This window comes from Chryseobacterium sp. Leaf201 (assembly GCF_001421435.1).
Taxonomy (GTDB): domain Bacteria; phylum Bacteroidota; class Bacteroidia; order Flavobacteriales; family Weeksellaceae; genus Chryseobacterium.
In genome coordinates this window covers 56,461-78,905 of sequence record NZ_LMKA01000123.1, presented here as the reverse complement: position 1 = coordinate 78,905, position 22,445 = coordinate 56,461, and the positions used below count along the sequence as shown (strand labels likewise).

The window sequence follows — 22,445 nt, the reverse complement described above, 5'->3', positions numbered from 1 at the left end:
GAATCTAAGTAATCACTACAGCATCAAAATTATCCTTCTGTCACCACCTGATCACGTTCGCCGTCTTCTTCTTTGCCTTCCTGAATCATTTCTTCTGCTTCTTCTTTTTCCTCTCTGGTGGCGGTATCGATTCGTTCTTCCTGCTCGGTGTTGTGGTGGTCAATATAAAATTCGCAATATACCGGAAGATGGTCTGAGCCGAAATTCTCCAGGGTTTTAAGATCTTCAATAAAAATATTTTCACTGTGGAACATCAGGTCAATAGGAAATCTCAACAGCTGGTACCTGGCATGAAAAGTTGATACAAAAGACCTCCCGATTCTTGGGTCGATCAGGTGGCTTGTTTTCCTGAAAAGGATGGATGATTTAGACCATGCTACATTATTGAAATCCCCCACTACAATAATAGGTTCATCAATTTCTGTCACGCGTTTGGCTGTACTTAAAAGGTCGCCGTCCCTTTCTTTTGATGTTTCCTCTTCTGTCGGGCTCGGCGGTGGCGGATGGACACCGAAAAAAACGAACTTGAAACCGTCATCGGTTTCCATGTGGGCTTCAATGGAAGGGATGTCATCAGCCACAAAATAATGCGTCTTTGCGCTCCTGATTTTAGTTTTGGAATAAAAATGCATCCCATAGGTATTCTCCAGGGTCACTTTATGCTGATATTGATATTCTTTTTCCAAAGACTGCAATGCCTGTTCCCAGCCTTTGTTGCTTTCCATGGTTAAAAAGAAATCCGGCTTGTATTTTTTAATCAGTTCAATAAACCTGTCATATTCCTCATTAAACTGGTACACATTAGCGGAAATAAATTTCAGCCTTTTGGAAGACTGCTGGCGCCAGAAATGCTTCTTTATAGGGTAGAGCGGTGTGTATTTGATAAGCGTAATGCCGTGATAGACAAATAAAAACAGCAGGAATCCCTGATAATACCAGAAACCCGCCGGACGGTCTGCGAAAAAACCCAGCACAAATGTCAGCAGGATAAAAAAGGTGATCTGTATCTTGCCAAACTCAGGAGTACGGAATATCCAGTGAGAATGTTGAATTTTTGGAAGGATGGTTAAAATCAGCAATAATATAGTCAGAATCAGGTAAGCTGTCCACATAAATATAAATAATTTTATAAATTTAGATTATTTTTTATTACTGCTCAAATGAAATTTATATAATGTTGATAAGGGATGTAAAATGATGAAGGTAAAATCCTTATTTTTAGTTCTTAAAATCCAAAAAAAAGCATGAAGAAAATAGTTGCTGTACTTTTACTGTCCGGGAGTTTTTGTTTTGCCCAGCAGAATCCGGAAATTGAAAAACCGGTGAAAGATTTATTTTCGGCCATGAAATCGGCCGATCCGGAATTGCTGCAATCAGTTTTTTCGGAAACGGCCGTTCTGCAGACCATTGCCAAAGATGGCGTAAAAACGGAAGACCTGAAAAAATTCATCACTTCCATTTCCGGCTTCGCAAAAGATGACCTGGATGAACGGTTTATCATTGAATCGATTCATACAGACGGAAACCTTGCGAGTGTCTTTGTACCGTATTCATTTTACTTCAAAGGGAAATTTTCCCATTGCGGAGCCAACAGTTTCCAGCTGGTTAAACAGAACGGGATATGGAAAATCCAGTATCTGATTGATACCAGAAGAAAAGACAACTGTAAAGACTTAAAATAAAATTGGAAATGAAAATACATCACATTGCCATCATCTGCTCAGATTATGAGGTGTCTAAAAAATTTTACACCGAAGTTTTAGGCTTGCAGATTATCAGGGAAGTATACCGCGAAGAAAGGCAGTCTTACAAACTGGATCTGGCCATCGGGGATCATTATATTATTGAATTGTTTTCATTTCCCAACCCTCCGGAAAGACCGTCACAGCCCGAAGCCTGCGGTTTAAGGCATCTTGCCTTTTCAGTTGAAAATATCTATGAAAAAAGACAGGAACTGATACAGAAAGGCTTATCCTGCGAAGAGATACGCACAGACGAATTCACAGGGAAAGAATTTTTCTTTACCCAGGATCCGGACCGGCTTCCGATGGAATTTTATGAAGTGTAAATTAGTGGGCGTAACCCGTAAAGAAACTTACCGCCATAATGGCCAGTACAATAGAAGAAATGATTACATACACATAATCTTTTTCCTTTAAATACCCGATTAAAGCGAAAATAATTCTTACCAAAGGCGTAAAAATAAGCAGTAAAATCCCCAGCTGGATAATGGCCATTCCTTCTCCTTTACAGAGGGAGCTCCAGAACTGGCCCCATACCTTTTCAGAAGAAGTCCCCATATTCAGGCTGTTGTAGGTTTTGGGCATTTTAAAGCCTTCCGTAAAAAGTTTGATAAAACCGGCCAGCGAGGTAATAACAGAAAGAATAACGCCCAGCCTCAGCAAATTACCTACCGAACGGTTCAGATCTACATCTGTGAAATTCTTCTTCATTATCTGAAACTTTTATTAATTCCGTTATACATCATATACACCGAAAGGATGGTGATTACAATGGCAAAAAATACTTTCAGTTTTTTGGTTTTGGAAACCATCAGCGTTTTTGATCCGATAAAGCTTCCTACTACAACACCGATTAAAACAGGTGCAACAATCACCGGGATAATTTCACCCCGCTGGAAATAGATCAGTGCACTGGCCACTGCCGTCACCCCGATCATAAAGTTGCTGGTAGTCGTGGAAACTTTAAAAGGCAGCTTCATCATATTATCCATTGCCAGAACCTTCAAAGCACCGGAACCGATTCCCAGAAGTCCGGACATGGCACCGGCAAACATCATCATGAAAAATCCCGGAACGGTATTTCTGGCGGAATAGCTTTTCATAATGCCTTTGTCAGGAAAAGTCCCGAACAGTTTTAACTTTTCCTCCAGGCTTCCTTTTATCACAGGTTCCTGGTGGTCCGGCTTTCCTTTTAAATTTAAAATAACAGTCAGAAGAAGAATACTTGCAAAAATAATCCCAATGGTATTCGGGTTAAGCATCCCCGAAACCAGTGCCCCGGCAATAGCCCCGGCAGTGGTGGCGATCTCCAGAAACATCCCGATCCTCATATTGGTAAAACCTTCTTTTACGAAAGCAACCGCCGCCCCGGAAGAGGTCCCGATTACGGAAATAAGGGAAGCACCGATAGCGTAGTGCATGGGAACGCCGAAACCCAGCGTTAATAAAGGGATAATAATAACTCCGCCTCCTAAACCGGTCAGTGAACCCAAAAGTCCTGCCGAAATTGCTCCAAGGAAGAGAATAATGATTTCTGACATGGTACAAATATAAAACTATTGTAACAGTCTGCCAAAGTTTAAAAAAGATAAATTTGACGTATTTTTGCATAAACGGAATTTAATGAATATGAAACTATTTTATGTCATCCTGGGAGCTACACCGCCCGGAAGGAATATTGAGCAGCACGATGTGTTTTTCGGGATTGCAGAAAGCCTGAAAGACCTGGTTGAGGAAATGAAAGACTTCTGGAAAGAGGCAAAAGGGAAAATCCATATCGACTGTTATCAGGAAGTGAAGTTTGTAGACGGATATGAAGTGAAAATTGTTGAAAAAGGTGAGCCTACTTCTGAAGAGCAGCTGTATTTCATTAACCTGGGAGGCTATAAAAGAGGTTTTTTCGAAGAATTCCATGAACAGCACCTCGCGGTGGGAAATGCCATGGCGGATGCCGTAAAAAAAGCAAAAGGCACGGAATTTTATAAGACGATGGGATTCAAAGGGGCGACAAGCCATATTGATGAAAAGCTGGGGGTAGATATTGATGATATTTTTCCGGTAAAGGAAATTCTGCCTGCATCAATAAAGCAGAAGTATTCGATTTCGCTGGTAAAATCAGATGAAGAAAATCAGGAGAATTTTGTAAGCCTCGGGTATTTGAAAATTGATAAAATTCAGTAGATAATTAACAGATAGAATATCAAAAATAATTTCAGATTTAATATAAAATAAAAGGAAATGAAAATAGGAATTTTAGGAGGCGGACAGCTGGGAAGGATGCTGATTCAGGAAGCATTGAAATACGATGACGAATTTTATACCCTGGATCCGGCTCCTGATGCACCCTGCCATACCATTTCTTACTTTACGCAAGGGAGTTTTAATGACTATGAAACAGTTTTGAATTTCGGTAAAGATAAAGATGTGGTAACCATTGAGATCGAACATGTAAACGCCGATGCTTTGGCCGAACTCGAAAATCAGGGCATAAAAGTGGTTCCGAATTCCAACATTATCAAAACCATCCAGCAGAAAATCCTTCAGAAAAAATTTTATGAATCACATGATATTCCAAGCCCGGAATTTGAAGTGATGGACGGAAGTTCTGATGAAATTAAAATGCCGCTGCCTTTCGTACAGAAAATGAATACGGGCGGATATGACGGAAAAGGGGTACAGGTGATCCGCACTGCTGAAGATATGAAAAATCTGTGGCTTGATGATTCGGTTATTGAAAAGCTGGTTGATATTGACAAAGAACTTTCCGTTATCGTAGCCAGAAATGAAAGCGGCGAAACAAAAACGTTCCCTGTGACGGAAATGGTGGCCGACCCGAAACTGAATTTACTGGATTTCAATATCTGTCCGGTTTTCCTGGGTGAAGAAACTGAAGAACAGATTAATTCCATCACAGAAAAATTCCTCAGTGCAGTAAATTCTCCGGGACTATTTGCCATCGAACTCTTCCTCGATAAAGAAGGGAAAGTCTGGGTAAACGAAACGGCGCCGAGACTGCACAATTCCGGCCACCAAAGCCAGGAAGGGAATGCCAATTCGCAGTTTGAGCAGATGTACAGGGTGGTGAAAAATTTACCTCTTGCCGATACGGATGCGATTATCTACAGCGGAATGCTGAACCTGGTAGGCGCAGAAGGCCATTCCGGGAAAGTGGTGTATGAAGGCATGGAAGACATTTTAAAATTACCTGAAACCTATATCCACCTTTACGGAAAAACGGAAACCAAACCGGGAAGAAAGATGGGACACATCAATGTACTGGCAGATTCCCGTGAGGAACTGATGGAAAAACTGGTGACTGTGAAGGGAATGGTGAGGGTGATTGCAGAATAAAAATAGTATCCTTGTCAGGGTTTTTAAACCCTGACAAGGATAATTTACTTAAAAATCTTCTTGATCACGTTCCCGATTTCCACGAAATCATCGTGGTTGCCTACCGAACGTTTTTCCTGATCATTTTTATTAAGCTCCGAAAAAGGGAAAATCAACAGGTAATTATTGTTGTTCAGATTCTTATTCAGCATTTCAGGCACCAGCCTCATTCTCGGAATATAAGACTGCATGCCTCTTTTCGCCATGAAAAGGATAAGGGCCTCGTCTTCTTTTATCTGGGAAGCCGTATTCTCGCCGTCTTTCCAGGAATTCATAATAATAAACTCAGCTTCGATATTTGCCTTTTTAATAATCCTCTGCAGGATATCAAGGATGTTTTCCGAAGCATAGAAGACCAGTGTTGCTCCGGAATTCCGGGCTATATTCCATACTCGTAAAAGCGCGTGGAAGAAACCGGCTTCCTTATGGGCTTTTTCAGGAATCATAACCGCATACCGCTTAATGGTTGATAAAGGCTGGGCCGCATGGTAAACCAGCACGTTGACATCATCGTTCTGCAGGTAGCCGTTATACAGGTTGTATACAAAAGAAGGGGAGAAGCCTTTTTCATCTTCGAGTCCGATGATAAGATCCGTGATTTTCTGTTCCTTGATGACATTATTCACTCCGTTGATGACGTCATTGTCATATCTTTTAAGCGTCTTAAAGTTTACGTCTGCAGAAGCGGCGGCATCGGTTGCGAGATGGAGCAGTTTTTCAGCATTTTTTACAGAAGATTCGTTTTTATCTTCATTGATGACATTCAGGGCAAATACATTATCCGTATTGGAGTGGGCTTTGATCAGTATTCCCAGATTCACCATTTTTTCTACCGTCTTTTCATAGTTAACGGCTAAAAGAATATTTTCTTCCTCATGGTTATTTCCGGAAACGGTATCTTCGTTATCAATTTCAGCGATTTTCTGTCCGCTTGCCATAGATACAAACGATGAAACCGTACATGAAATAAGGATCAGCAGAATACTTCCGTTAAGCACATGCTCATTCAGTAATCTTACAGGCTCTCCGTTTTCACTTTCAGAAAGGATGATATTATACCCTACCATAACCGTGGCCAGAGTAGCCGCCGCAGAGGCAGAACTCAACCCGAAAATCAGTGTTCCTTCTTCTTTTGTAAATCTGAAGGTTTTCTGCGCAACAACTGCGGAGATGTATTTTCCTCCAATGGAAGCCACCAGCATAATTCCGGCAACTTTCAGGGTTTCAAAGCTTTTGAAGAATACGGTAAAATCGATCAGCATTCCGACACTGATCAGGAAGAACGGGATAAAAATGGCATTTCCTACAAATTCCACACGGTTCATTAAGGATGAGGTATGGGGAATCAGCCTGTTCAGGGCAAGTCCGGCAAAAAATGCTCCAATGATGGCTTCCACGCCGGCAAGTTCAGCCAGTAAGGCAGCAAGATAAATCATCACCAGTACAAAAATATACTGGGAAATCTTATCGTCTACTTTTTTGAAAAACCATCTTCCGATGACGGGAAATACCGTGAGAACAATAATGCTGAACAGAAAAAACGAAACAGACAGTTTTACCCAGAATGATGTTCCTACATCACCCTGCACCATCCCTACAACAACCGCAAGGACTAATAGTGTCGCGATGTCGGTGATCATGGTTCCGCCTACGGTAATATTAACAGCCCGGTTCTTGGCAATTCCCAGCTTACTGATTAACGGATAGGTAATAAGCGTCTGGGAAGAAAAAAGGCTGGCAAAAAGAACTGAGGTCAGTATTGAAAACTCAAGCAGGTAATAAGAGCCTAAAAAGCCCAACACGAAAGGAAAGATAAAGGCATAGCCGCCGTAACCGAGGCTTTTCCATTTGTTTTTCTTAAAATCCCCCATATCTATTTCCAGTCCGGCAAGGAACATGATATAAAGAAGTCCCGTGGTGCCGGTAACTACAATGCTGCTGTCTCTGGAGAGGATATTGAAACCATTCGGGCCGATGACGGCTCCTGCAATGATAAGCCCTAAGAGATGCGGGACCTTTATTTTGTTTAAAAGAAGGGGAGCTGCAAGAATAATAATTAAAACCAGCAGAAACTTCAGGACCGGGTCTTCGATGGGAAGACTCAGGTTATGGATGCTCAGTAAGATCATACGTGTTTATTTTGTGGTGCGTACCAGTTCTACAGAAAACTTTGCCGTACAGCTGTTGTCAACAGCGATGGTCCGGGTGCCTCTGATCTTGTTTGGGGTGATGTCATTCAGCAGGATATTCATCTCCACCTGTTTTTTGGAAGTGGAATCGGTCTTAAAGTTCAGCTTGGCTTCATTGTTTTCAAACTTCCCGGAATAGATCCGCACCAGGTTATTGTTGTTGATGATTTTGGTCATCAGCTGGGTAGAATCACTGTCGAATTCCCAGGTATCGGTACGCTGGTCGCCCACAACATAATCGCTGCAGTTGGATTCTGTACATATTACCTTTCCCGTCCATGACCCGGCAACGGCTGCGGGCCAGCTTACTACTGTCACGGAATCTTTTTTGGTGAAGATACTGTCCCTCATTTTTAAAAGCACCTGATATTCAGATTCCTTCTGAGCGAATAGTTTTTCTTTTTCCAATAATTCTTTTTCCCTTACCTCAAGGTCATTTTCCTTTTTCTTATCATTACAGCTGATTAAAAAAACTAAAACCGTAAGGATAATAAACACTGTGTTTTTTAGCATATTGTAATTTTGGCACAGACAAGATAGGAAAAAATGAGGAAATATAAAAGCAGGATACCACATATTCTGCTTTGCGTTTATCTTAAATAAAGCATGTCACGCCTGTTAACACACAGCATTAGGTTTCTATATTGGTAATCTAATTAAAAAAATTAAAGCCTGTTATTTAAATCCAGACAATTAATCTGCATAAAAATATGCTTGATCACCATAATCTGCGTGCAATAATTTTGAATAGATGAAATTCTCTTTTCGAAGATAACGCTCAACTTACGGGATGCTCTTCCTTCTGAACATTTCACGGTTATAATTGATGACGAAGACTCCGAGAATAATCAGCACTGCAGCGAGGACAAATTTACCTGTAATTTCTTCGTTCAGGATCAGCCAGCTCAGGAAAATAGAAATAACCGTATTCACATAAGCCAATATGGAAACCTGAACCGGGGAAACCTTTGTGAGTGCATAATGATAGGCAAAAAAAGCAGCAACAGAACCAAAAATGGCCAGATAGATCATTGCAGAAATACTTTGGACGGTCCAGTTTTCAAAATTGTAATTGTCTGTAAGGGTGAATGCAAACACAAGCTGTACAATACCGGCAAAAGCGAACTGGTAAAAAAGATTTAAAGAAATATTTTTACTCTGGATATTCATTTTCTTTGTGAAAATAGTTCCCGATGCCCAGCCCAAAATCGCAATGAACAGCATGAACACTCCCATGGCATATTCCGGGTTTTCAAGATCATCAATCCCGTCCCAGAAAATGAAAAGAATTCCGCTGAAACACAGCAGGACGCCGGCGAGTGCTTTGAAGCTGAACTTCTGTAATCCAAGGGCTACGCTGCCCAGGAAAACGATGATAGGCGAACAGGCGCTGATAAGTGAGGTAAGGCTGCTGGTTACGGATTCTTCGGCCAATGTGGTCATCCCGTTGGCCACAATCAGCATCAGTGTAGAAAAAACGATCTGATAGCCTAAATTTTTCCAGCCGATCCACTGGAACTGTCTGCGGTAAAGAAGGATACAAAGCATGATAACAGCGGCCAGGAACTGCCGGGTTCCTGCCACGAACCATGCCGGAATTGTTTCTACGGCAATTCTTATGGATAAAAACGTAGTTCCCCAGACAATGGCAACGGTAAGGATTGCTAAAGTAAGTTTATAATCTTTCAAAATATGTTCGTGTAATTAACAAAGGTAGTCACTTTGAGGCCAATCAAAGAATTCCTTTCCTGAATTTCTGATAGCAAAACAACTTTTGCGCCTTTTTGCATCGGGCGTATTAATTTTTTTATCTTTGGCCATCTAATATAATGGAAGAATGGTAGGAATTATTATGGGAAGTCAGAGCGACTTGCCGGTTATGGAACAGGCTGCGGGTTTTCTGAAATCGCTGGGCATTCCTTATGAGCTGACTGTAGTTTCAGCACACAGAACCCCTGAAAGGATGTTTGATTATGCAAAAACGGCAAAAGAAAGAGGGCTGAAAGTTATTGTTGCCGGAGCAGGAGGGGCGGCGCACCTTCCGGGGATGGTGGCGAGCTGCACAACGTTACCGGTAATCGGGGTGCCGATTTTATCAAGCAACTCTATTGACGGCTGGGATTCTGTCCTGTCAATTCTCCAGATGCCGGGCGGGATCCCGGTAGCTACGGTAGCCCTGAACGGTGCCCTGAATGCAGGAATTCTGGCAGCCAAAATTATAGGTTCTGCGGATGCATCGGTTGCTGAAAATCTTCAGAAATACCAGGATTCCCTGAAAGATAAAGTATTGGGAACCGTAGATGATATCAAAGCGAAACATCCGAATCATTTTGATCAGTGAATTTAAAATCAACAATAAATACTGAGCGCCTCACGGATTTCGTGAGGCGCTCAGTATTTACAGGCTAAAAAGCATCAGCCTTAATTTTTATCTTATTTTTTGATAAATTTAAAATTTTGTACTCCGGTAGCGGTATTGATCTGCAGGATATAATTTCCGGGAACCAGGCTCTGGATATTTATCTGATTATTTTGTGCACTGTTTTTCACCACAATTCTTCCGCTCTGATCCATGATCATATAGCTTTTCACTTCCAGGTTTCTTACATAAATAAAATCGGTTGCAGGGTTCGGGTAAATTCCGGCCGCACTTTCGGCATGGATTTCAGAAGTTCCCAAAGTGGACCGGCATTCGGCATTGTAAGTATCTCCGGAAATGGTCCAGTTTTTTGCGGAAACCAGATAATTCCTTGCCGTTACTGCCGCAGGATGAGAATAGGTAAGAGGAGAAACAGGTGAAATATTAATACTATTCGGAGTGGAAGGGTTCATGCTCCAGCCCTGAAGGGTATCGTCATAGTTCTCACAGCTCAGCGCAGTGTTCTGCAACATTCCTCCTGCTATCTGTAAAGAACCCAGATTCCACAATCCCAGATTCTGATTGAATTTTGAGGCTCCGTTAAACATGTTGCCCATACCGATGACAAGGCTGACATTCCAATTGCCTATATTCTGGTTGAAATTAACGGCATTGCTGAACATGTTCTGCATGGAAATTACTTTTCCGGTATTCCAGCCGGATAGATTCTGGTCAAATGAAGAGGCACCGTCAAACATATAGTTCATATATATGACTTTCCCCACATTCCAGTTTCCAATAGCTTTATTAAAACTTGCCGCATTGGCAAACATACCTTCCATATTGGTTACATTGCCTGTATTCCAGCTGCTGATGTCTTGGTCAAAAGCTGTTGCATTGCTAAACATCCGGTTCATTTCAATAACTTTAGAAGTGTTCCAGTTCCCGATAGGCTGGTTAAATTTTACCGCACTTGAAAACATGAATTCACAATCAAGATTATTAGACAGATCCCAGTTTCCGAGAGGCTGATTAAATTCACGGGCATTATTGAATGTGGCGGTCATTGTTTCTACTTTTGAAGTATCCCAGTTTCCGATAGGCTGATTAAAAGCCTTTGCCATAAGAAAGAGCGTGCCCATGTTGATTACATTTGAAGTATTCCAGTCTCCCAAAGGCTGATTAAAAAGAAAACATCCCTGGAATGTACTCTGAAGATTGGTTGCTGAAGACACGTTCCAGTTATTGATGGTGGGATTTCCGATAAAGTTTGAGCAGTTCGTAAACATAAAGGAAAAGTCGCTTACCGCAGACAGCCGCGGAATATCAGTTGCAGTTACATCCATCAGCAAGCATCCCTGAAATGCCTGCTTCATGGTGGACCAGTTGATATGCCCCCATTGTTCAACGGCTAATATTTTATGAATATCTCCTATGATACCGTTGCCATTTATGAAAAGATCCCAATCTACAAATCTTATTCTGTGGAATAGTCCGTTTCCGTTGCTTACTTTTACCCTGTACGTGGCATTTGCAGGATCAGGATTTAAAGAAGTCCCGAAATCAACCAGAGTGTGATACGATGAAGTTACATTGGTCAGCACGCCGGTATGGGAAGGGTATCCTATTTCCTCCCAGGCGATTGTATAGTCTGTTCCCTCAGTAGGGAGCCAGATCTGGGTGTTGGTGGAATTTACAGGAATGCCCTGATAAGACTGGGTCTGCAGGTTACCGGGTTTCCAGGTGGTAATAAACTCATTCTGCGCGTACGCCATCTGAACGATAAAAATGAGTACGAAGGTGGTTAGTAGTTTTTTATACATGTTAAATATTTTGTGAAATGATAAAACAGAAATATAAAATTAAAAAAAAAGATGATAAATTCCTATAAAAAAGCTGAAATTAACATGAATACATAAAAAGATTTCCACAAAAAAACCCTCCGGATGGGAGAGTTCTTATTTTTATTCCTGGTTCATCATATTGTCCCGGGTGTTTTTCTGGACGGCAATGGCTCCGAAGAGTGCCAGTAAAAAAGCAAATCCGTAAAAGCCTTTTTCACTCGGAAGGATGGTGGCGTTCCATAATCCGATGGCCAGCAAAACGATGGAGGAAATTGTGGCAAACCAGCAGATCCCGTAATAGATATCCGTCACCTTAATATTCTCCAGCCGGTCACGAACGGCTTTCTGCAGGGAAACCACAGCAAACAGGCCGTACAGAAGAACGGTAAAATAATACCCTTTCTCGTTAAGCTGCATTTCTGCTCTGGCGAGGCCCACGATAAAACCGATCATCCCTGCAGCCAGTGCAACCCAGGATGCCGCAATAAATGCATTTGATACATTTTGCTTTTTCATTGATTATAATGTTTTTGTTAAAGGCCTCAAATATATCATTTTTTATTTGATTGCCTGCCACAACTGAAATGCTGATATTTTATTGTGCAGGACAGTTGGTGCAAAAACAGGAGATGTATGCATGATGACTTCCTTTTTAGGCAAGAATCCAGAAGTTTCCGGAACTGTTGAGGTAGCTTTCAGGGCAACTTGGTGAAGCGGGAACTTTCAGGTGATGAAAAAGCCGGACCGTTCCATAGCCCGGATAGCAGCGGTTACCCCGCAATGGAAGGGATAAGCCGGGCATGAGGAGTATGAGCGGATAGCCGGAATAAGCTCCTGAAAACAAAAAACTCCCCGGAAAAAACCGGAGAGCTTATATTTCTGCTAACTGCTAATTAACTGCAATTAGTATCTGTAATATTCAGGTTTGAAAGGACCTTTTACATCCACTCCGATATATTCGGCCTGTTCCGGAGAAAGGGTTTCCAGCTCAACGCTTAATTTCTTAAGGTGAAGGGCGGCTACTTTCTCATCCAGATGCTTAGGAAGCATATATACTTCGTTTCCGTATGCTTCAGCGTTGTTCCAAAGTTCAATCTGCGCCAGTGTCTGGTTAGAGAATGAGTTGGACATTACGAAACTCGGGTGACCGGTTGCACAGCCTAGGTTTACCAGTCTTCCTTCTGCAAGAATGATGACTTCTTTGCCTTCTTCCAGCGTATAGATGTCTACCTGCGGCTTTACTTCAGATTTGGTGTGGCCGTAGTTTTTGTTTAACCAGGCCATATCGATTTCATTATCGAAGTGTCCGATGTTACAAACGATGGCTTTATCTTTCATCTTAAGGAAGTGTTCTCCTCTTACAATGTTGAAGTTACCGGTAGTGGTGATAACGATATCTGCATTATCCACTACGGTATCCAGTCTTTTCACTTCATAACCGTCCATAGCAGCCTGAAGCGCACAGATCGGGTCAATTTCAGTTACGGTAACAATAGAACCTGCTCCTCTGAATGAGGCTGCGGTTCCTTTACCAACGTCTCCGTATCCGCACACCACAACTCTTTTTCCGGCTAACATAACGTCTGTTGCTCTTCTCACCGCATCTACCGCAGATTCTTTACATCCGTATTTGTTATCGAATTTAGATTTGGTTACAGAATCATTTACGTTGATGGCTGGCATCACTAATGTTCCGTTCTTCATTCTTTCGTACAGCCTGTGAACGCCGGTTGTGGTTTCTTCAGAAAGCCCTTTGATATCTTTTGTGAATTCAGGATATTTATCAAAAACCATATTGGTTAAGTCTCCGCCGTCATCCAGGATCATGTTCAACGGTTTTCTGTCTTCCCCGAAGAATAATGTCTGCTCAATACACCAGTCGAAATCTTCTTCGTTAAGGCCTTTCCATGCGTATACCGGGATTCCTGCTGCTGCAATTGCTGCTGCTGCGTGGTCCTGGGTAGAGAAAATATTACAAGAAGACCAGGTAACTTCAGCACCTAAAGCCACTAAGGTCTCAATAAGTACCGCAGTCTGGATCGTCATGTGAAGACATCCGGCAATTCTTGCTCCTTTCAGCGGCTGAGACGGTCCGTATTCTTCACGGATTGCCATTAAGCCCGGCATTTCTGCTTCTGCAAGGGTAATTTCTTTTCTTCCCCATTCTGCCAGGGAAATATCCTTAACTTTGTAAGGAAGGTATTGTGTCGTAGTACTCATATGAATGAATATGTTTGTTTCTGTTTGTACAGTGCAAAATTACAACTAATAATTTATATATAAAAACGGCTGTCTCAGTTACGGTATATCTGTCTGATAGATGAAAGGAATGATTTATAAGACTCTTTTCGCAAGTTCGGGCTTGATCCGGCAACAGATATTACATTTCTTTTTATTAATTTTATCACTTAAAATAATCCCATGCCTCTTTACCGCGATTTTTCTGATGACAATGCCACCATCCTCATATGGAAGTATGATGAAACGGAAGAGCTGGATATCCATCAGCTTTTAGAACCTGAAAATGCCGAAAAAGTAAAAGACTACCATCCGAAAAAGCTTCTTGAAGTTTTAATGGTGCGCAAGCTGCTGAAAGGATTAAAACCGGATTCTAAAATTTTATATAAAGAGCGCGAGCCGTTTCTTTCCCCGAAAGATGCGGAAATTTCCATTACCCATTCTTTTCCGTTTGCGGCCATTGCTGTCTCAAAAAATAAAATCGGGATCGATATTGAAAAATTCAATCCTAAAATTTTAAGGGTGATTGATAAATTCACGTATGAAAACGAAAGAGGCTTTATTCCTTTCGATAACGAAGTGACGTATTACACCATTATCTGGAGCGTAAAGGAAAGCATGTATAAGATCCATCATTCCAAGCACTGGTCGTTAAAAAAGCATTATGAAGTACGGCCTTTTGAGCTTAAGCACCTCCATCACATCAAATGCAGGGTGCATGATGACCGGATCTCCGATGAATTAAAGGCCAGGGTGGAATTTTTCGACGACTTCTGCTTTACGATTGTTGAGGAGCAGGCTCGAGGCTTTCTTTAAGCTCCGACTGTGATTCGTTTTTATATTTTTCGATTACTTTTCTCTGTTCTTTCGCTACGTCATAAATCAGTTCCAGCACATCATGGATGTTTTTCAGTTCGGTGACGTGTGAAATCTTGTCCGGATCCCGGAGGTCATAGCTTTCATTTTCAATCAGCTCCGTTCTTCTTTTCAGGATGAGGTCATCAAGGGAAGAATCTTCCGGCTCAATGCGGCTTTCCATATTCAGGACCTCCGTAATTTTATCTCCGTTTAACAGGTTGACCACTTTCTGCATTTCCGCTTCGATTTTCCGGCTCCAGCCTTCAGCATCGATTTCAGGGTATTTTTCGTCATTTTTTACATATTGAGACAAAGATGCGGTATAGGCGGTTATCAGGTGGGAAGTGGCGACAAACTGATGGACCACCTCCAGCTTTTTCTGCTGGTTTTTAGGTTCGGAAATCATTCGCTGAAAGTTATCCGAAAGATTGGCCAGAGAAATAATGGCATTTTTTCGCTTTACCTTATAGTCTTCCAGGTCAAAGCTTTCTTCCAGGAATTTGGAGATCACACTCTGGAAATACAGCAGATTGGATTCTGCAGATTTTTTCATCAGGTCCAGGTTCTGGGTATGTTCCCATACCGGCAGCACGACATAGGCAACCAGTGACGTAATGGCTGCAGCGATGGCCGTATCTACAATCCGGTCCCTGAAAATGATATTCACGTTGCCCGGACTTAAAAAATTAAAGCTCAGGAATACGTAGATGGTCATAAATAGAACCGCCCAGAAATATTTTCCTTTCAGAAAGCTGAAGCACATGATCATGCTCAGCAAAAGGATGGTAAACAACGCTTCATTCACCTGGATGAAATGAAGGATCCCATAGGCAATTACAGCACCGGCAATGGTTCCGTACAGCCTCAGCAGGTTCCTTTTTTTGGTAATAGAGTAGGCAGGCTTCAGGATCGCGACAATCGTAATTAAAATCCAGTACGTATGCCCTATTCCCAAAAACTGGAACAGGGAAAACAGGTATCCGATGAGCAGGGCAATGGTAATTCTCAGGGCATGCCTAAAATGGGATGAAGAAAAGGAAATATTATTCTTTAAAACTTTAATGTTCAGTTTTTCTTCATTCGGCATGAATTTTTTCAGGTCCAGACCCGTGGAAAGGCTTTTAGCCAGCTTTACATTCTGTGAGAAAACTTTGTAGATCTCGTTGATTTCTTTTGTGATTTCATTGATGCGCATCAGGATCTGGCGCAGGACCATAAAGTTCTCAAAATTATCAGGGGAAATACGTTTGTTCCTGAGTTCGAAATAGTGGTGGTTGAGGCTTCTCAGCTCAGTTTCTAAGTCAAATGTAGGCTTCGCTCTGGTCCCGATCTGCAGGGAAATACCGATGTTGGTGATTTCTTCGGCCAGAAGGTTCAGATAGTCATGCACCGTCACAAGGATCATGGTATCCCCGAAACTCTGCTGTAATTTCTGGTAATCACTTTCCGAGGTCATCAGCTTTTCATGAAGATCCATGGAATTCAGGAACATCAGCATCAGCAGACGGCTGGTGGTGGTCGATTCATTAACGATTGTCCTTGTTTTAAAAACAGTTTCCCGGGTTTCTTCCTGAAGGTTTTTTATTTCGATCTGTTTGGCAATCACCTGAGTGGTCAGCTTATCAAAATCAGGATTTTTCTGGTAATAATTGGCTTTTATCTTTAAAAATTCCGCCAGCTGGAGGTAATTTTCTCCGATCATCTGGCTGGCCAGCTTATAAGGCTGGATGGTGGTAACCACTAAAAATATCAACAGGAACCAGGTGCATCCGGAAGCAAAGATCAGCAGGCTTTTGAAAATATTGGCGCCTGTAAGATGGCCGTCAATAAAGATCGCCAGAACAACCAGGGACAGGGAGCCAACTGCGGCAAGCCTCTGTCCGTACACTCCGATCAGGGAAAAAAACATTCCGAAAACGATGAGTTCGGCAAAAACAAGGATTTTAACATGCATCACCAGGCTGGCAACCATCGCTACAAAGACAAAGCAGATAATGGCAAAGGCCAGGGCATTTCTCCTGCGGATAAAAGGGCCCGGCTGATCGGTCAGAGCCACAAAGCTGGTCCCGAGCGGAAAAAGGAAGTATTCTTTCAGGATCCCGAAATGGGCAAGAACAAGACACGGCAGAACGGTAGCCAGCGTAATCCTGATGGCAGAATACACATACTGGCTGGTTACAAATTTTTTAAGCTCTGCAGAATAGTTCATCGTACAAAAATAATTATTGAAAAATGAAAAAGCTGTATCTATTTTTAAATAATTTATGAATATATTATAATGAAAGATAAATTGCGGTTTAGGATAAAAAGATCAGCCTGAATCTGCGCTGAAGGTTTAAATTACCAGTTTATAAAGTCTTAAAAAAACGGGAAGGAATAAAGTAGTCTTATTTTTTGAAGCTGTTTCCCGCTATCCATTGCAATCTTTTGTTTTCCAACAAAAGGATTTTCATTTCTATCGGGGCTAGGATGATGGCGGTAATTCAACAACAGGTTAACAAATACAATGCTAAATTCAACGTACCAAGCTCATTATAAATTTCTGATATTTCAAACAGCCGGTAGCATATAATAATGACAACTGTCAGTGTATGAAACAGAAAAAGCTCCATTGTATGGAGCTTTTCAATAGTAACCAATAAAGGTTACTTTATTATTTAATTAAAGCCGGTCACTGAATGTTCATGGCTGAAAGTTTTTTAATAATCTACGTTGGAAGTTTCATCACCGATGTTCCAGGTAAGCCCGAAACGAAGCGTGTTATCCAAAGCGGTATTGATTTTAGACATGTTGATCAGGTAAGAAATATCAAGTCCGAATGAACGGTATTTCAATCCGATACCTGCCGTTGCAAACTGTCTTGCTCCCTGCTCTTCACTTTCATGGAAATACCCACCCCTTACGGCAAATGCGTTGTCATAAGAATATTCCAGAGCTCCACTGTACATGATTGAGTTCGGGTTTTTGAATGATTTTCCGATCCCGGCGATAGGGCCTACGTTCGGGATTGCATAGATCGGCTGTCTCGTATTCGGGTCATTCCCGATAAATTCAGATCCCGGAACCAGGATTTTAGAGCCTTCAACGCTTAAACCGACGCGGTTCATGTCATCAAGGTACATATCATAACCTACCCCTAATCTGGCCATGGTCGGAAGATAAGATCTTGATTCTTCATTTCCTGTATAATCCAGCTTGGGACCCACGTTCTGAATGGCAAAACCGGCGTTCAGCTTACCTTCCATGCTTCCGAGACCGGAAAACCTGGGTGAAGTATAGTATGTTGAAACATCTACCGCGAAAGAGTTTGCCGGCCTCAGGGTTGTATCTGTATTGAACCCTCCGGCTAAATCTGAACGGATAAATCTACCGGTAACAGCTGCAGAGAAAGAATCTGAAAGCTTAAGTCCGTAGGCAACGTCAATAGAGAATTCATTTGGCTTTGAAGTACCCATAGAAGTTACTTCATTTCCTACTAACTGAGTTAAATCCACTTCCCCCATGTTAAAGTAATAGATACTCGCGGAAATGGTGGATCTTTCTTCCTGCCCTAAGAATTTATGGAACGCCCCGTATAATAAAAACACATCATTGGTAAGTTTCCCCATGTATGGCGTGTAGTTTAATCCCACGGAAGAACTTGTTCTGCTGAAAGGATATTTCGCAGCATTCCAGAATTGTGAAAAAGCATCAGGAGAGGTAACGACACCCTGGTCTCCCATACCTCCGGCTCTGGCATCCGGTGCGATTCTTAAGAAAGGAGCTCCGGTTAATACCGGTCTTACAAGGCCTAAATCTTGTGAATAGCCTAAAAAACCAGCACTTAACCCAATCCCTAAAAGCAGTTTAGTAGTTAAATTCATATGTTGTCTTTTATATATTATCAGTTTTTTGTTGATATTATTATTGTTATGATCTTAAATTATTTCAAAAGTACCATTTTTTCTACAGCTGTAGCACTTCCTTTGCATTTTTCTTGATTCTGACTTTTTGCAAATATCTTAAAAATATACGTACCTTTTGCAACAGTAGCCCCAAAATCATCTTTTCCGTCCCATTCTATCGCCTGGCGCGGCGTTCTGAAGCCCTGCAGGAACGGTTCTGCCACCACCGGCTGAGATAACGTTCTTACCAGTTTTCCTGTTATCGTATAAATCTGGACATTCACATCAAGGATATCATCACAGTTATGTTCAAAATGAATATACGTTTTGTTGGTAAATGGGTTGGGCCAGTTCAGCGGTCTGTTGATGACCAGGTGCTGATCGGCTTCGTCCTTAACCTCAAAGTTTAACGTTGCAGTTGTTGAATTATTGTTTATGTCCCAAACTTTAAATGTCAACTGGTGCTGTCCCACCGCCAGATTCCTGAAAGGGTAGCTTACATTCCCTTTCTGATAGTCTGCCAGGCTCGGGCTCAGACACCCGTTTCCTTCACCTGATGCATAGAAATCATTCAGCACAACGGTATTGATAATTTGGCCGTCCAAATATACTGTAATATCATGACCGATACCAGACCCTGTGGAATTAATTCCCGTATCGTCTGTAACACATGCCAGCAGCATCGGGTTCTGGTCTGTAATACCGCCTTCTGCAAAGTTGGTATTGTTCATGTATAATTTTACTTTCGGCGGTTCGTTGTCATTGATCCCGTTCGGGTTGATATCGCCTACCTGTACTGCCTGGTTATTGAATACGTCTGCTGCCTTGTTATCTGCGTATCCTAGGATTCTTCCTTCCCCTACCGCATAATTAATGTCCTTCGGAACGTAGAATTCTACGGTAAACACTCCGTTTACGGCAGTTCCCGATGCCTTTACAATGGCACTTCCTTCTTCCGTGTACTGAAGAACCGGAGTAAGGCCTCCGTCATTATTTAGCGTATTCTTATTTAATTTTTTATCGAAGATGTTGATGACAACCCTTCCGTTGAAATTGGTGTTAACTGTTCCGTTCGGATTGTTGACATGGCCTTTCACCTTCACAAAATCCAGACCTCTGATCAGTCCCGGAACCGGGGTCTCAATATTATCAATTACCAGTAATCTTTTAGGCCTGCTCAGCTTCATGGCAGGATCGCCGAGGAAATTTACCTTTAAATGTTCGGATGAAGCACCCCTTTGTTTTTTTGCATTCAGGTGGGCGTAACCCAATGTTTCAAAATCGTCATTGGTCAGCTTAAAGATATTCTGGGTATACAGGTTCGTAAAATCAATACCGTACCCTACGTCAATGGCACGGCTGGAAGTAATCATGGTTGCAGGGCCTCCCTGTTTCAGCTTGATAAACTGTTCTCCGGCCGAAGAAGTGTCTGGCTCATCCCAAAGGGTAAATTCACAGGTGATGGTTGATACAAACGGGAATCTGCTGTATACATTGGAAAAGTTATTGGCGTTCTGAACTTCAGATAAAGTTAAAACCCTTTCCTGCGCCCATCCGTTAATCCCTCCGTGTCCGAAGTAGAAAATGTAAAGGCTGTTGCCGATATCATTGGAGATGGCCTGGTTAACCTGTGGGTATCTCTGTCCGCCTGCGGTACTCTGTGCAGGAAAAGCATCAAGATATAATTTTCTTACATTGTATTCTTTAAGATTCTGGTTGTTCTGCTCAAAAACCGTAACCAGGGAATTGTTCATAATCGTATGGAACGGTGTGCCGGTGTCATTATCATCATCCACTACAAAATCCAGTTTCATTTTCCATTCCCCGAAAGGTGTAGACTGTCCGCCCAGGCTGTTGTAATATGCCAGGGTTTTGTCAATCATATTGGAAGCTTCCGTTACATTGCCTGCAGGAAGTCTTCCTACCGGAAGATCGGGTAGGTTGGACTCTATAAACTGGTTGGTCTGTGGTTTTGTCATCACGATATAATCATCCGTAACAAAAGACCTCACCACATCCATGGAGTTTTCACTCTGGTAGCTGGTTACTACATTTGAGTTGTTGGCTACCCTGTTTTTAAAATCGTAGGAAGTATCCCCTAAGATAAATACATATTTTAAAGTACCGGTCGGCGTGTTCAGTTTTGTTACAAAATCTCTTATGGCTGTAAGGTCTCTGCTTCCGCTTCCGAATTCATTATAGATTTTATCCGTGTCTATAATCTGTACGTTATAATTGTTTTTCGTCTGATGGTAACTGGCCAGACGCTGTGCCTGCCCCATCATTTCAGGAACCGTAATGATCAGGTAATCCACGTTCTGTAATGCGGAAAGATTCTGGTTGTTGATCCTTCCTACAAACTGCGGACTGAAAGCGGCGTCGGCCCTGAAAGCTACAAATTCATTGTTGAAACTTGTGTTGGCTGCTGTATATGCAAAATTAAACGTCGCGTTTCCGGCTGCTTTATTCACCCTTCTGTTGGCATTGGTGATGTCGGTAACATCCCAGATCTGCTCTGCAGCAGAGGCGTTGGATACACTGAATCCGTAGGTGGTATTGCTTCCGCTTGCCAGTGAGAAATCCCTGAAGTTCATCTGGGTCCCGTTAAAAGTCAGGTTGTCTTTATACTGCACTTCAAAATAATCCGGATAGAAAGTCCCGTTAGGGTTTACTGAAATATCGGGCTTAAGATTGAACGTAAGCTGGGTTCCACTTATTCCTGTAACCGTACCGGAATACCGTACAGGGTAAAATTCGTAGGTGGAACTCTGATCAGGCTGAGGAACAATCGATGAAACAGAATTTTGATTATTGATATTAACCGTAATAGTATTCTTCTGGGATTTATAGCCGATTACCTGAGCTCTGTACCGGATCACATCGCCCCCCTGAATTGGCGTGGCTGTAGTAAAGGTAACTGTTTTATCAGTGATAAAAGGGGTATCTTCAACCCAGGTTCTTCCTACCTTCATCAGGTTTTTCTGGTCATTGTTGATGAACTGGTAATTGTCGTATCTCGTGATCAGCGGCGTAGAAGGTAAATTTACATCTACAGGCAGAACCCTTTTGCCGGGCCCCTTGTCAAAATTGATGTAGTAGTATGAATAGTCTTCGTAAATGTTTTTTAAGTGCTCAGTTGTGTCACTTCGGGTATCTGTTCTCTTAAAACCGTTTCCGTTCGAAGTGTTATAAAGATTATAGCCGTTCGGCCCCTGGGCATAGAACAGGGCATAATCATTATCATTCCAGACGCCGTCATCTTCTCCCACTACCTGAATGGCATTTTCCTGAAGCGCGCTGTATTTGGTGTCCTGGTTATGCTCAGGAAGCATAATGCCTCCGTTTCCGTAAATTCTCAAATTTTTAGGATTTACGGAAGAAGGGTTGATGCCGTTATCCTGCAGGAACTGTCGGGTAATCCTGAAAATCCCGGATTTGTCTACCCTTATTTTATAGAAATTCCCGGTTGAAAGGGGATTGTTGGTGGTGCCTACCTTTAAAGCGCTGCCCGCATTGATCGAGAGATTAGTCTCTGAAATTTCAAAAGAAGATAATCTCTGGACCTGTCCCTTTACTTTTTTGAACAGCGATACATTAATGCTTGCATAACTTTCCCCCTCAAGGTAATAATGCACTGCATCTTTAACCTCGTATTCAGGAAGAAGGTCTTTGCTCATATCGAACAGATCTCTTGATGAAACATTTTCCCAGACAGGATTAGAAACTTTCACCTGCTTTTCCCCGATCTGTTGTTTGGTTGTTATAAAAATGTTATTTTGGCTGAATGAAAATCCTTCATTTTTGAAATTAGGAAGATTCAATTTTGTGTCACCGTAGTCCCGGATTTTGGAGCCATCCCATTCAATGGTGATTCTTTGAGCCCAGAGCGTTGATACAAAGCTTATTAGGAATAAAATCGAGATTTTTTGTTTCATACTGAT

Annotated in this window: 18 protein-coding genes; 6 read left to right on the top strand and 12 right to left on the bottom strand. The window is 41.9% G+C overall.

Going from position 1 to position 22,445, the window contains the following annotated elements:
* Positions 1–29 precede the first annotated feature (29 nt).
* Complete coding sequence (locus ASE55_RS18195) at positions 30–1,112, bottom strand: endonuclease/exonuclease/phosphatase family protein (RefSeq protein ID WP_056223082.1); 1,083 nt, start codon at positions 1,110–1,112, stop codon at positions 30–32.
* 132 nt (positions 1,113–1,244) lie between these two features.
* Here ASE55_RS18195 and ASE55_RS18190 point away from each other — a divergent pair, with 132 nt between their 5' ends.
* Both ASE55_RS18190 and ASE55_RS18185 read left to right on the top strand, forming a co-directional pair.
* Positions 1,245–1,682: a nuclear transport factor 2 family protein gene (locus tag ASE55_RS18190; protein ID WP_056223080.1), complete on the top strand. Its 438-nt coding sequence runs from the start codon at positions 1,245–1,247 to the stop codon at positions 1,680–1,682.
* Positions 1,683–1,690: 8 nt separating this feature from the next.
* Complete coding sequence (locus ASE55_RS18185; protein WP_056223078.1) at positions 1,691–2,068, top strand: VOC family protein; 378 nt, start codon at positions 1,691–1,693, stop codon at positions 2,066–2,068.
* A 1-nt stretch (position 2,069) separates the two neighbouring features.
* Here the strand turns inward: ASE55_RS18185 and ASE55_RS18180 are convergent, their stop codons facing one another.
* Positions 2,070–2,453 carry a DUF1634 domain-containing protein gene (locus tag ASE55_RS18180; protein ID WP_056223076.1) on the bottom strand — a complete coding sequence of 128 codons (384 nt, stop codon included), beginning with the start codon at positions 2,451–2,453 and terminating at the stop codon, positions 2,070–2,072.
* On the bottom strand, positions 2,453–3,283 hold the full coding sequence (locus ASE55_RS18175; RefSeq protein WP_056223074.1) for a sulfite exporter TauE/SafE family protein: 831 nt from the start codon (positions 3,281–3,283) through the stop codon (positions 2,453–2,455). Before ASE55_RS18175 ends, ASE55_RS18180 begins: the two co-directional genes overlap by 1 nt.
* A gap of 88 nt (positions 3,284–3,371) precedes the next feature.
* Between ASE55_RS18175 and ASE55_RS18170 the strand changes: the two genes are divergently transcribed.
* Complete coding sequence (locus ASE55_RS18170; protein WP_056223134.1) at positions 3,372–3,923, top strand: DUF1543 domain-containing protein; 552 nt, start codon at positions 3,372–3,374, stop codon at positions 3,921–3,923.
* A gap of 57 nt (positions 3,924–3,980) precedes the next feature.
* Entirely contained in the window at positions 3,981–5,093 is a 1,113-nt protein-coding gene (locus ASE55_RS18165) for a 5-(carboxyamino)imidazole ribonucleotide synthase (protein ID WP_056223072.1), read from the top strand.
* A gap of 44 nt (positions 5,094–5,137) precedes the next feature.
* Here the strand turns inward: ASE55_RS18165 and ASE55_RS18160 are convergent, their stop codons facing one another.
* The 3 genes from ASE55_RS18160 to ASE55_RS18150 all read right to left on the bottom strand — a co-directional run bounded on the left by ASE55_RS18160 (position 5,138) and on the right by ASE55_RS18150 (position 9,010).
* Positions 5,138–7,261, bottom strand: coding sequence for a cation:proton antiporter (locus ASE55_RS18160; RefSeq protein WP_056223070.1), 2,124 nt, complete (start codon positions 7,259–7,261; stop codon positions 5,138–5,140).
* 6 nt (positions 7,262–7,267) lie between these two features.
* Positions 7,268–7,834, bottom strand: a complete 567-nt coding sequence (locus ASE55_RS18155; RefSeq protein ID WP_056223068.1) for a hypothetical protein — start codon at positions 7,832–7,834, stop codon at positions 7,268–7,270.
* A 270-nt stretch (positions 7,835–8,104) separates the two neighbouring features.
* Positions 8,105–9,010, bottom strand: coding sequence for a DMT family transporter (locus ASE55_RS18150; RefSeq protein ID WP_056223067.1), 906 nt, complete (start codon positions 9,008–9,010; stop codon positions 8,105–8,107).
* A 148-nt stretch (positions 9,011–9,158) separates the two neighbouring features.
* On the opposite strand from ASE55_RS18150, the gene purE reads away from it, so the two are divergent.
* Complete coding sequence (gene purE, locus ASE55_RS18145; protein ID WP_056223065.1) at positions 9,159–9,662, top strand: 5-(carboxyamino)imidazole ribonucleotide mutase; 504 nt, start codon at positions 9,159–9,161, stop codon at positions 9,660–9,662.
* Between the two features lie 92 nt (positions 9,663–9,754).
* Here the strand turns inward: purE and ASE55_RS18140 are convergent, their stop codons facing one another.
* The 3 genes from ASE55_RS18140 to ahcY all read right to left on the bottom strand — a co-directional run bounded on the left by ASE55_RS18140 (position 9,755) and on the right by ahcY (position 13,744).
* On the bottom strand, positions 9,755–11,503 hold the full coding sequence (locus ASE55_RS18140; protein WP_056223063.1) for a BspA family leucine-rich repeat surface protein: 1,749 nt from the start codon (positions 11,501–11,503) through the stop codon (positions 9,755–9,757).
* 141 nt (positions 11,504–11,644) lie between these two features.
* On the bottom strand, positions 11,645–12,040 hold the full coding sequence (yiaA, locus tag ASE55_RS18135; protein WP_056223061.1) for an inner membrane protein YiaA: 396 nt from the start codon (positions 12,038–12,040) through the stop codon (positions 11,645–11,647).
* 387 nt (positions 12,041–12,427) lie between these two features.
* On the bottom strand, positions 12,428–13,744 hold the full coding sequence (gene ahcY, locus ASE55_RS18130; RefSeq protein WP_056223059.1) for an adenosylhomocysteinase: 1,317 nt from the start codon (positions 13,742–13,744) through the stop codon (positions 12,428–12,430).
* Positions 13,745–13,945: 201 nt separating this feature from the next.
* Here ahcY and ASE55_RS18125 point away from each other — a divergent pair, with 201 nt between their 5' ends.
* Positions 13,946–14,578 carry a 4'-phosphopantetheinyl transferase family protein gene (locus ASE55_RS18125; RefSeq protein WP_056223057.1) on the top strand — a complete coding sequence of 211 codons (633 nt, stop codon included), beginning with the start codon at positions 13,946–13,948 and terminating at the stop codon, positions 14,576–14,578.
* On the opposite strand, the gene ASE55_RS18120 is transcribed toward ASE55_RS18125, so the two are convergent.
* The 3 genes from ASE55_RS18120 to porU form a co-directional block, all read right to left on the bottom strand.
* A complete protein-coding gene (locus tag ASE55_RS18120) occupies positions 14,541–16,829 on the bottom strand; it encodes an FUSC family protein (RefSeq protein WP_056223054.1) in 2,289 nt (762 codons plus the stop codon). The genes ASE55_RS18125 and ASE55_RS18120 overlap by 38 nt on opposite strands.
* Positions 16,830–17,319: 490 nt before the next feature.
* A complete protein-coding gene (gene porV, locus ASE55_RS18115) occupies positions 17,320–18,483 on the bottom strand; it encodes a type IX secretion system outer membrane channel protein PorV (protein ID WP_056223052.1) in 1,164 nt (387 codons plus the stop codon).
* A 59-nt stretch (positions 18,484–18,542) separates the two neighbouring features.
* Positions 18,543–22,439 carry a type IX secretion system sortase PorU gene (gene porU / locus ASE55_RS18110; protein WP_056223051.1) on the bottom strand — a complete coding sequence of 1,299 codons (3,897 nt, stop codon included), beginning with the start codon at positions 22,437–22,439 and terminating at the stop codon, positions 18,543–18,545.
* Between the last annotated feature and the right edge of the window lie 6 nt (positions 22,440–22,445).

What these genes read in the sequence shown, in the direction of transcription:
- ASE55_RS18170 (WP_056223134.1), top strand. Translation starts at nt 3,372, where the DNA reads ATGAAACTATTTTATGTCATCCTGGGAGCTACACCGCCCGGAAGGAAT.
- ASE55_RS18185 (WP_056223078.1), top strand. Translation starts at nt 1,691, where the DNA reads ATGAAAATACATCACATTGCCATCATCTGCTCAGATTATGAGGTGTCT.
- porU (WP_056223051.1), bottom strand. Translation starts at nt 22,439, where the DNA reads ATGAAACAAAAAATCTCGATTTTATTCCTAATAAGCTTTGTATCAACG.
- ASE55_RS18165 (WP_056223072.1), top strand. Translation starts at nt 3,981, where the DNA reads ATGAAAATAGGAATTTTAGGAGGCGGACAGCTGGGAAGGATGCTGATT.
- ASE55_RS18195 (WP_056223082.1), bottom strand. Translation starts at nt 1,112, where the DNA reads ATGTGGACAGCTTACCTGATTCTGACTATATTATTGCTGATTTTAACC.
- ASE55_RS18155 (WP_056223068.1), bottom strand. Translation starts at nt 7,834, where the DNA reads ATGCTAAAAAACACAGTGTTTATTATCCTTACGGTTTTAGTTTTTTTA.
- purE (WP_056223065.1), top strand. Translation starts at nt 9,159, where the DNA reads ATGGTAGGAATTATTATGGGAAGTCAGAGCGACTTGCCGGTTATGGAA.
- yiaA (WP_056223061.1), bottom strand. Translation starts at nt 12,040, where the DNA reads ATGAAAAAGCAAAATGTATCAAATGCATTTATTGCGGCATCCTGGGTT.
- ASE55_RS18140 (WP_056223063.1), bottom strand. Translation starts at nt 11,503, where the DNA reads ATGTATAAAAAACTACTAACCACCTTCGTACTCATTTTTATCGTTCAG.
- ASE55_RS18120 (WP_056223054.1), bottom strand. Translation starts at nt 16,829, where the DNA reads ATGAACTATTCTGCAGAGCTTAAAAAATTTGTAACCAGCCAGTATGTG.
- porV (WP_056223052.1), bottom strand. Translation starts at nt 18,483, where the DNA reads ATGAATTTAACTACTAAACTGCTTTTAGGGATTGGGTTAAGTGCTGGT.
- ASE55_RS18180 (WP_056223076.1), bottom strand. Translation starts at nt 2,453, where the DNA reads ATGAAGAAGAATTTCACAGATGTAGATCTGAACCGTTCGGTAGGTAAT.
- ASE55_RS18125 (WP_056223057.1), top strand. Translation starts at nt 13,946, where the DNA reads ATGCCTCTTTACCGCGATTTTTCTGATGACAATGCCACCATCCTCATA.
- ahcY (WP_056223059.1), bottom strand. Translation starts at nt 13,744, where the DNA reads ATGAGTACTACGACACAATACCTTCCTTACAAAGTTAAGGATATTTCC.
- ASE55_RS18190 (WP_056223080.1), top strand. Translation starts at nt 1,245, where the DNA reads ATGAAGAAAATAGTTGCTGTACTTTTACTGTCCGGGAGTTTTTGTTTT.
- ASE55_RS18160 (WP_056223070.1), bottom strand. Translation starts at nt 7,261, where the DNA reads ATGATCTTACTGAGCATCCATAACCTGAGTCTTCCCATCGAAGACCCG.
- ASE55_RS18175 (WP_056223074.1), bottom strand. Translation starts at nt 3,283, where the DNA reads ATGTCAGAAATCATTATTCTCTTCCTTGGAGCAATTTCGGCAGGACTT.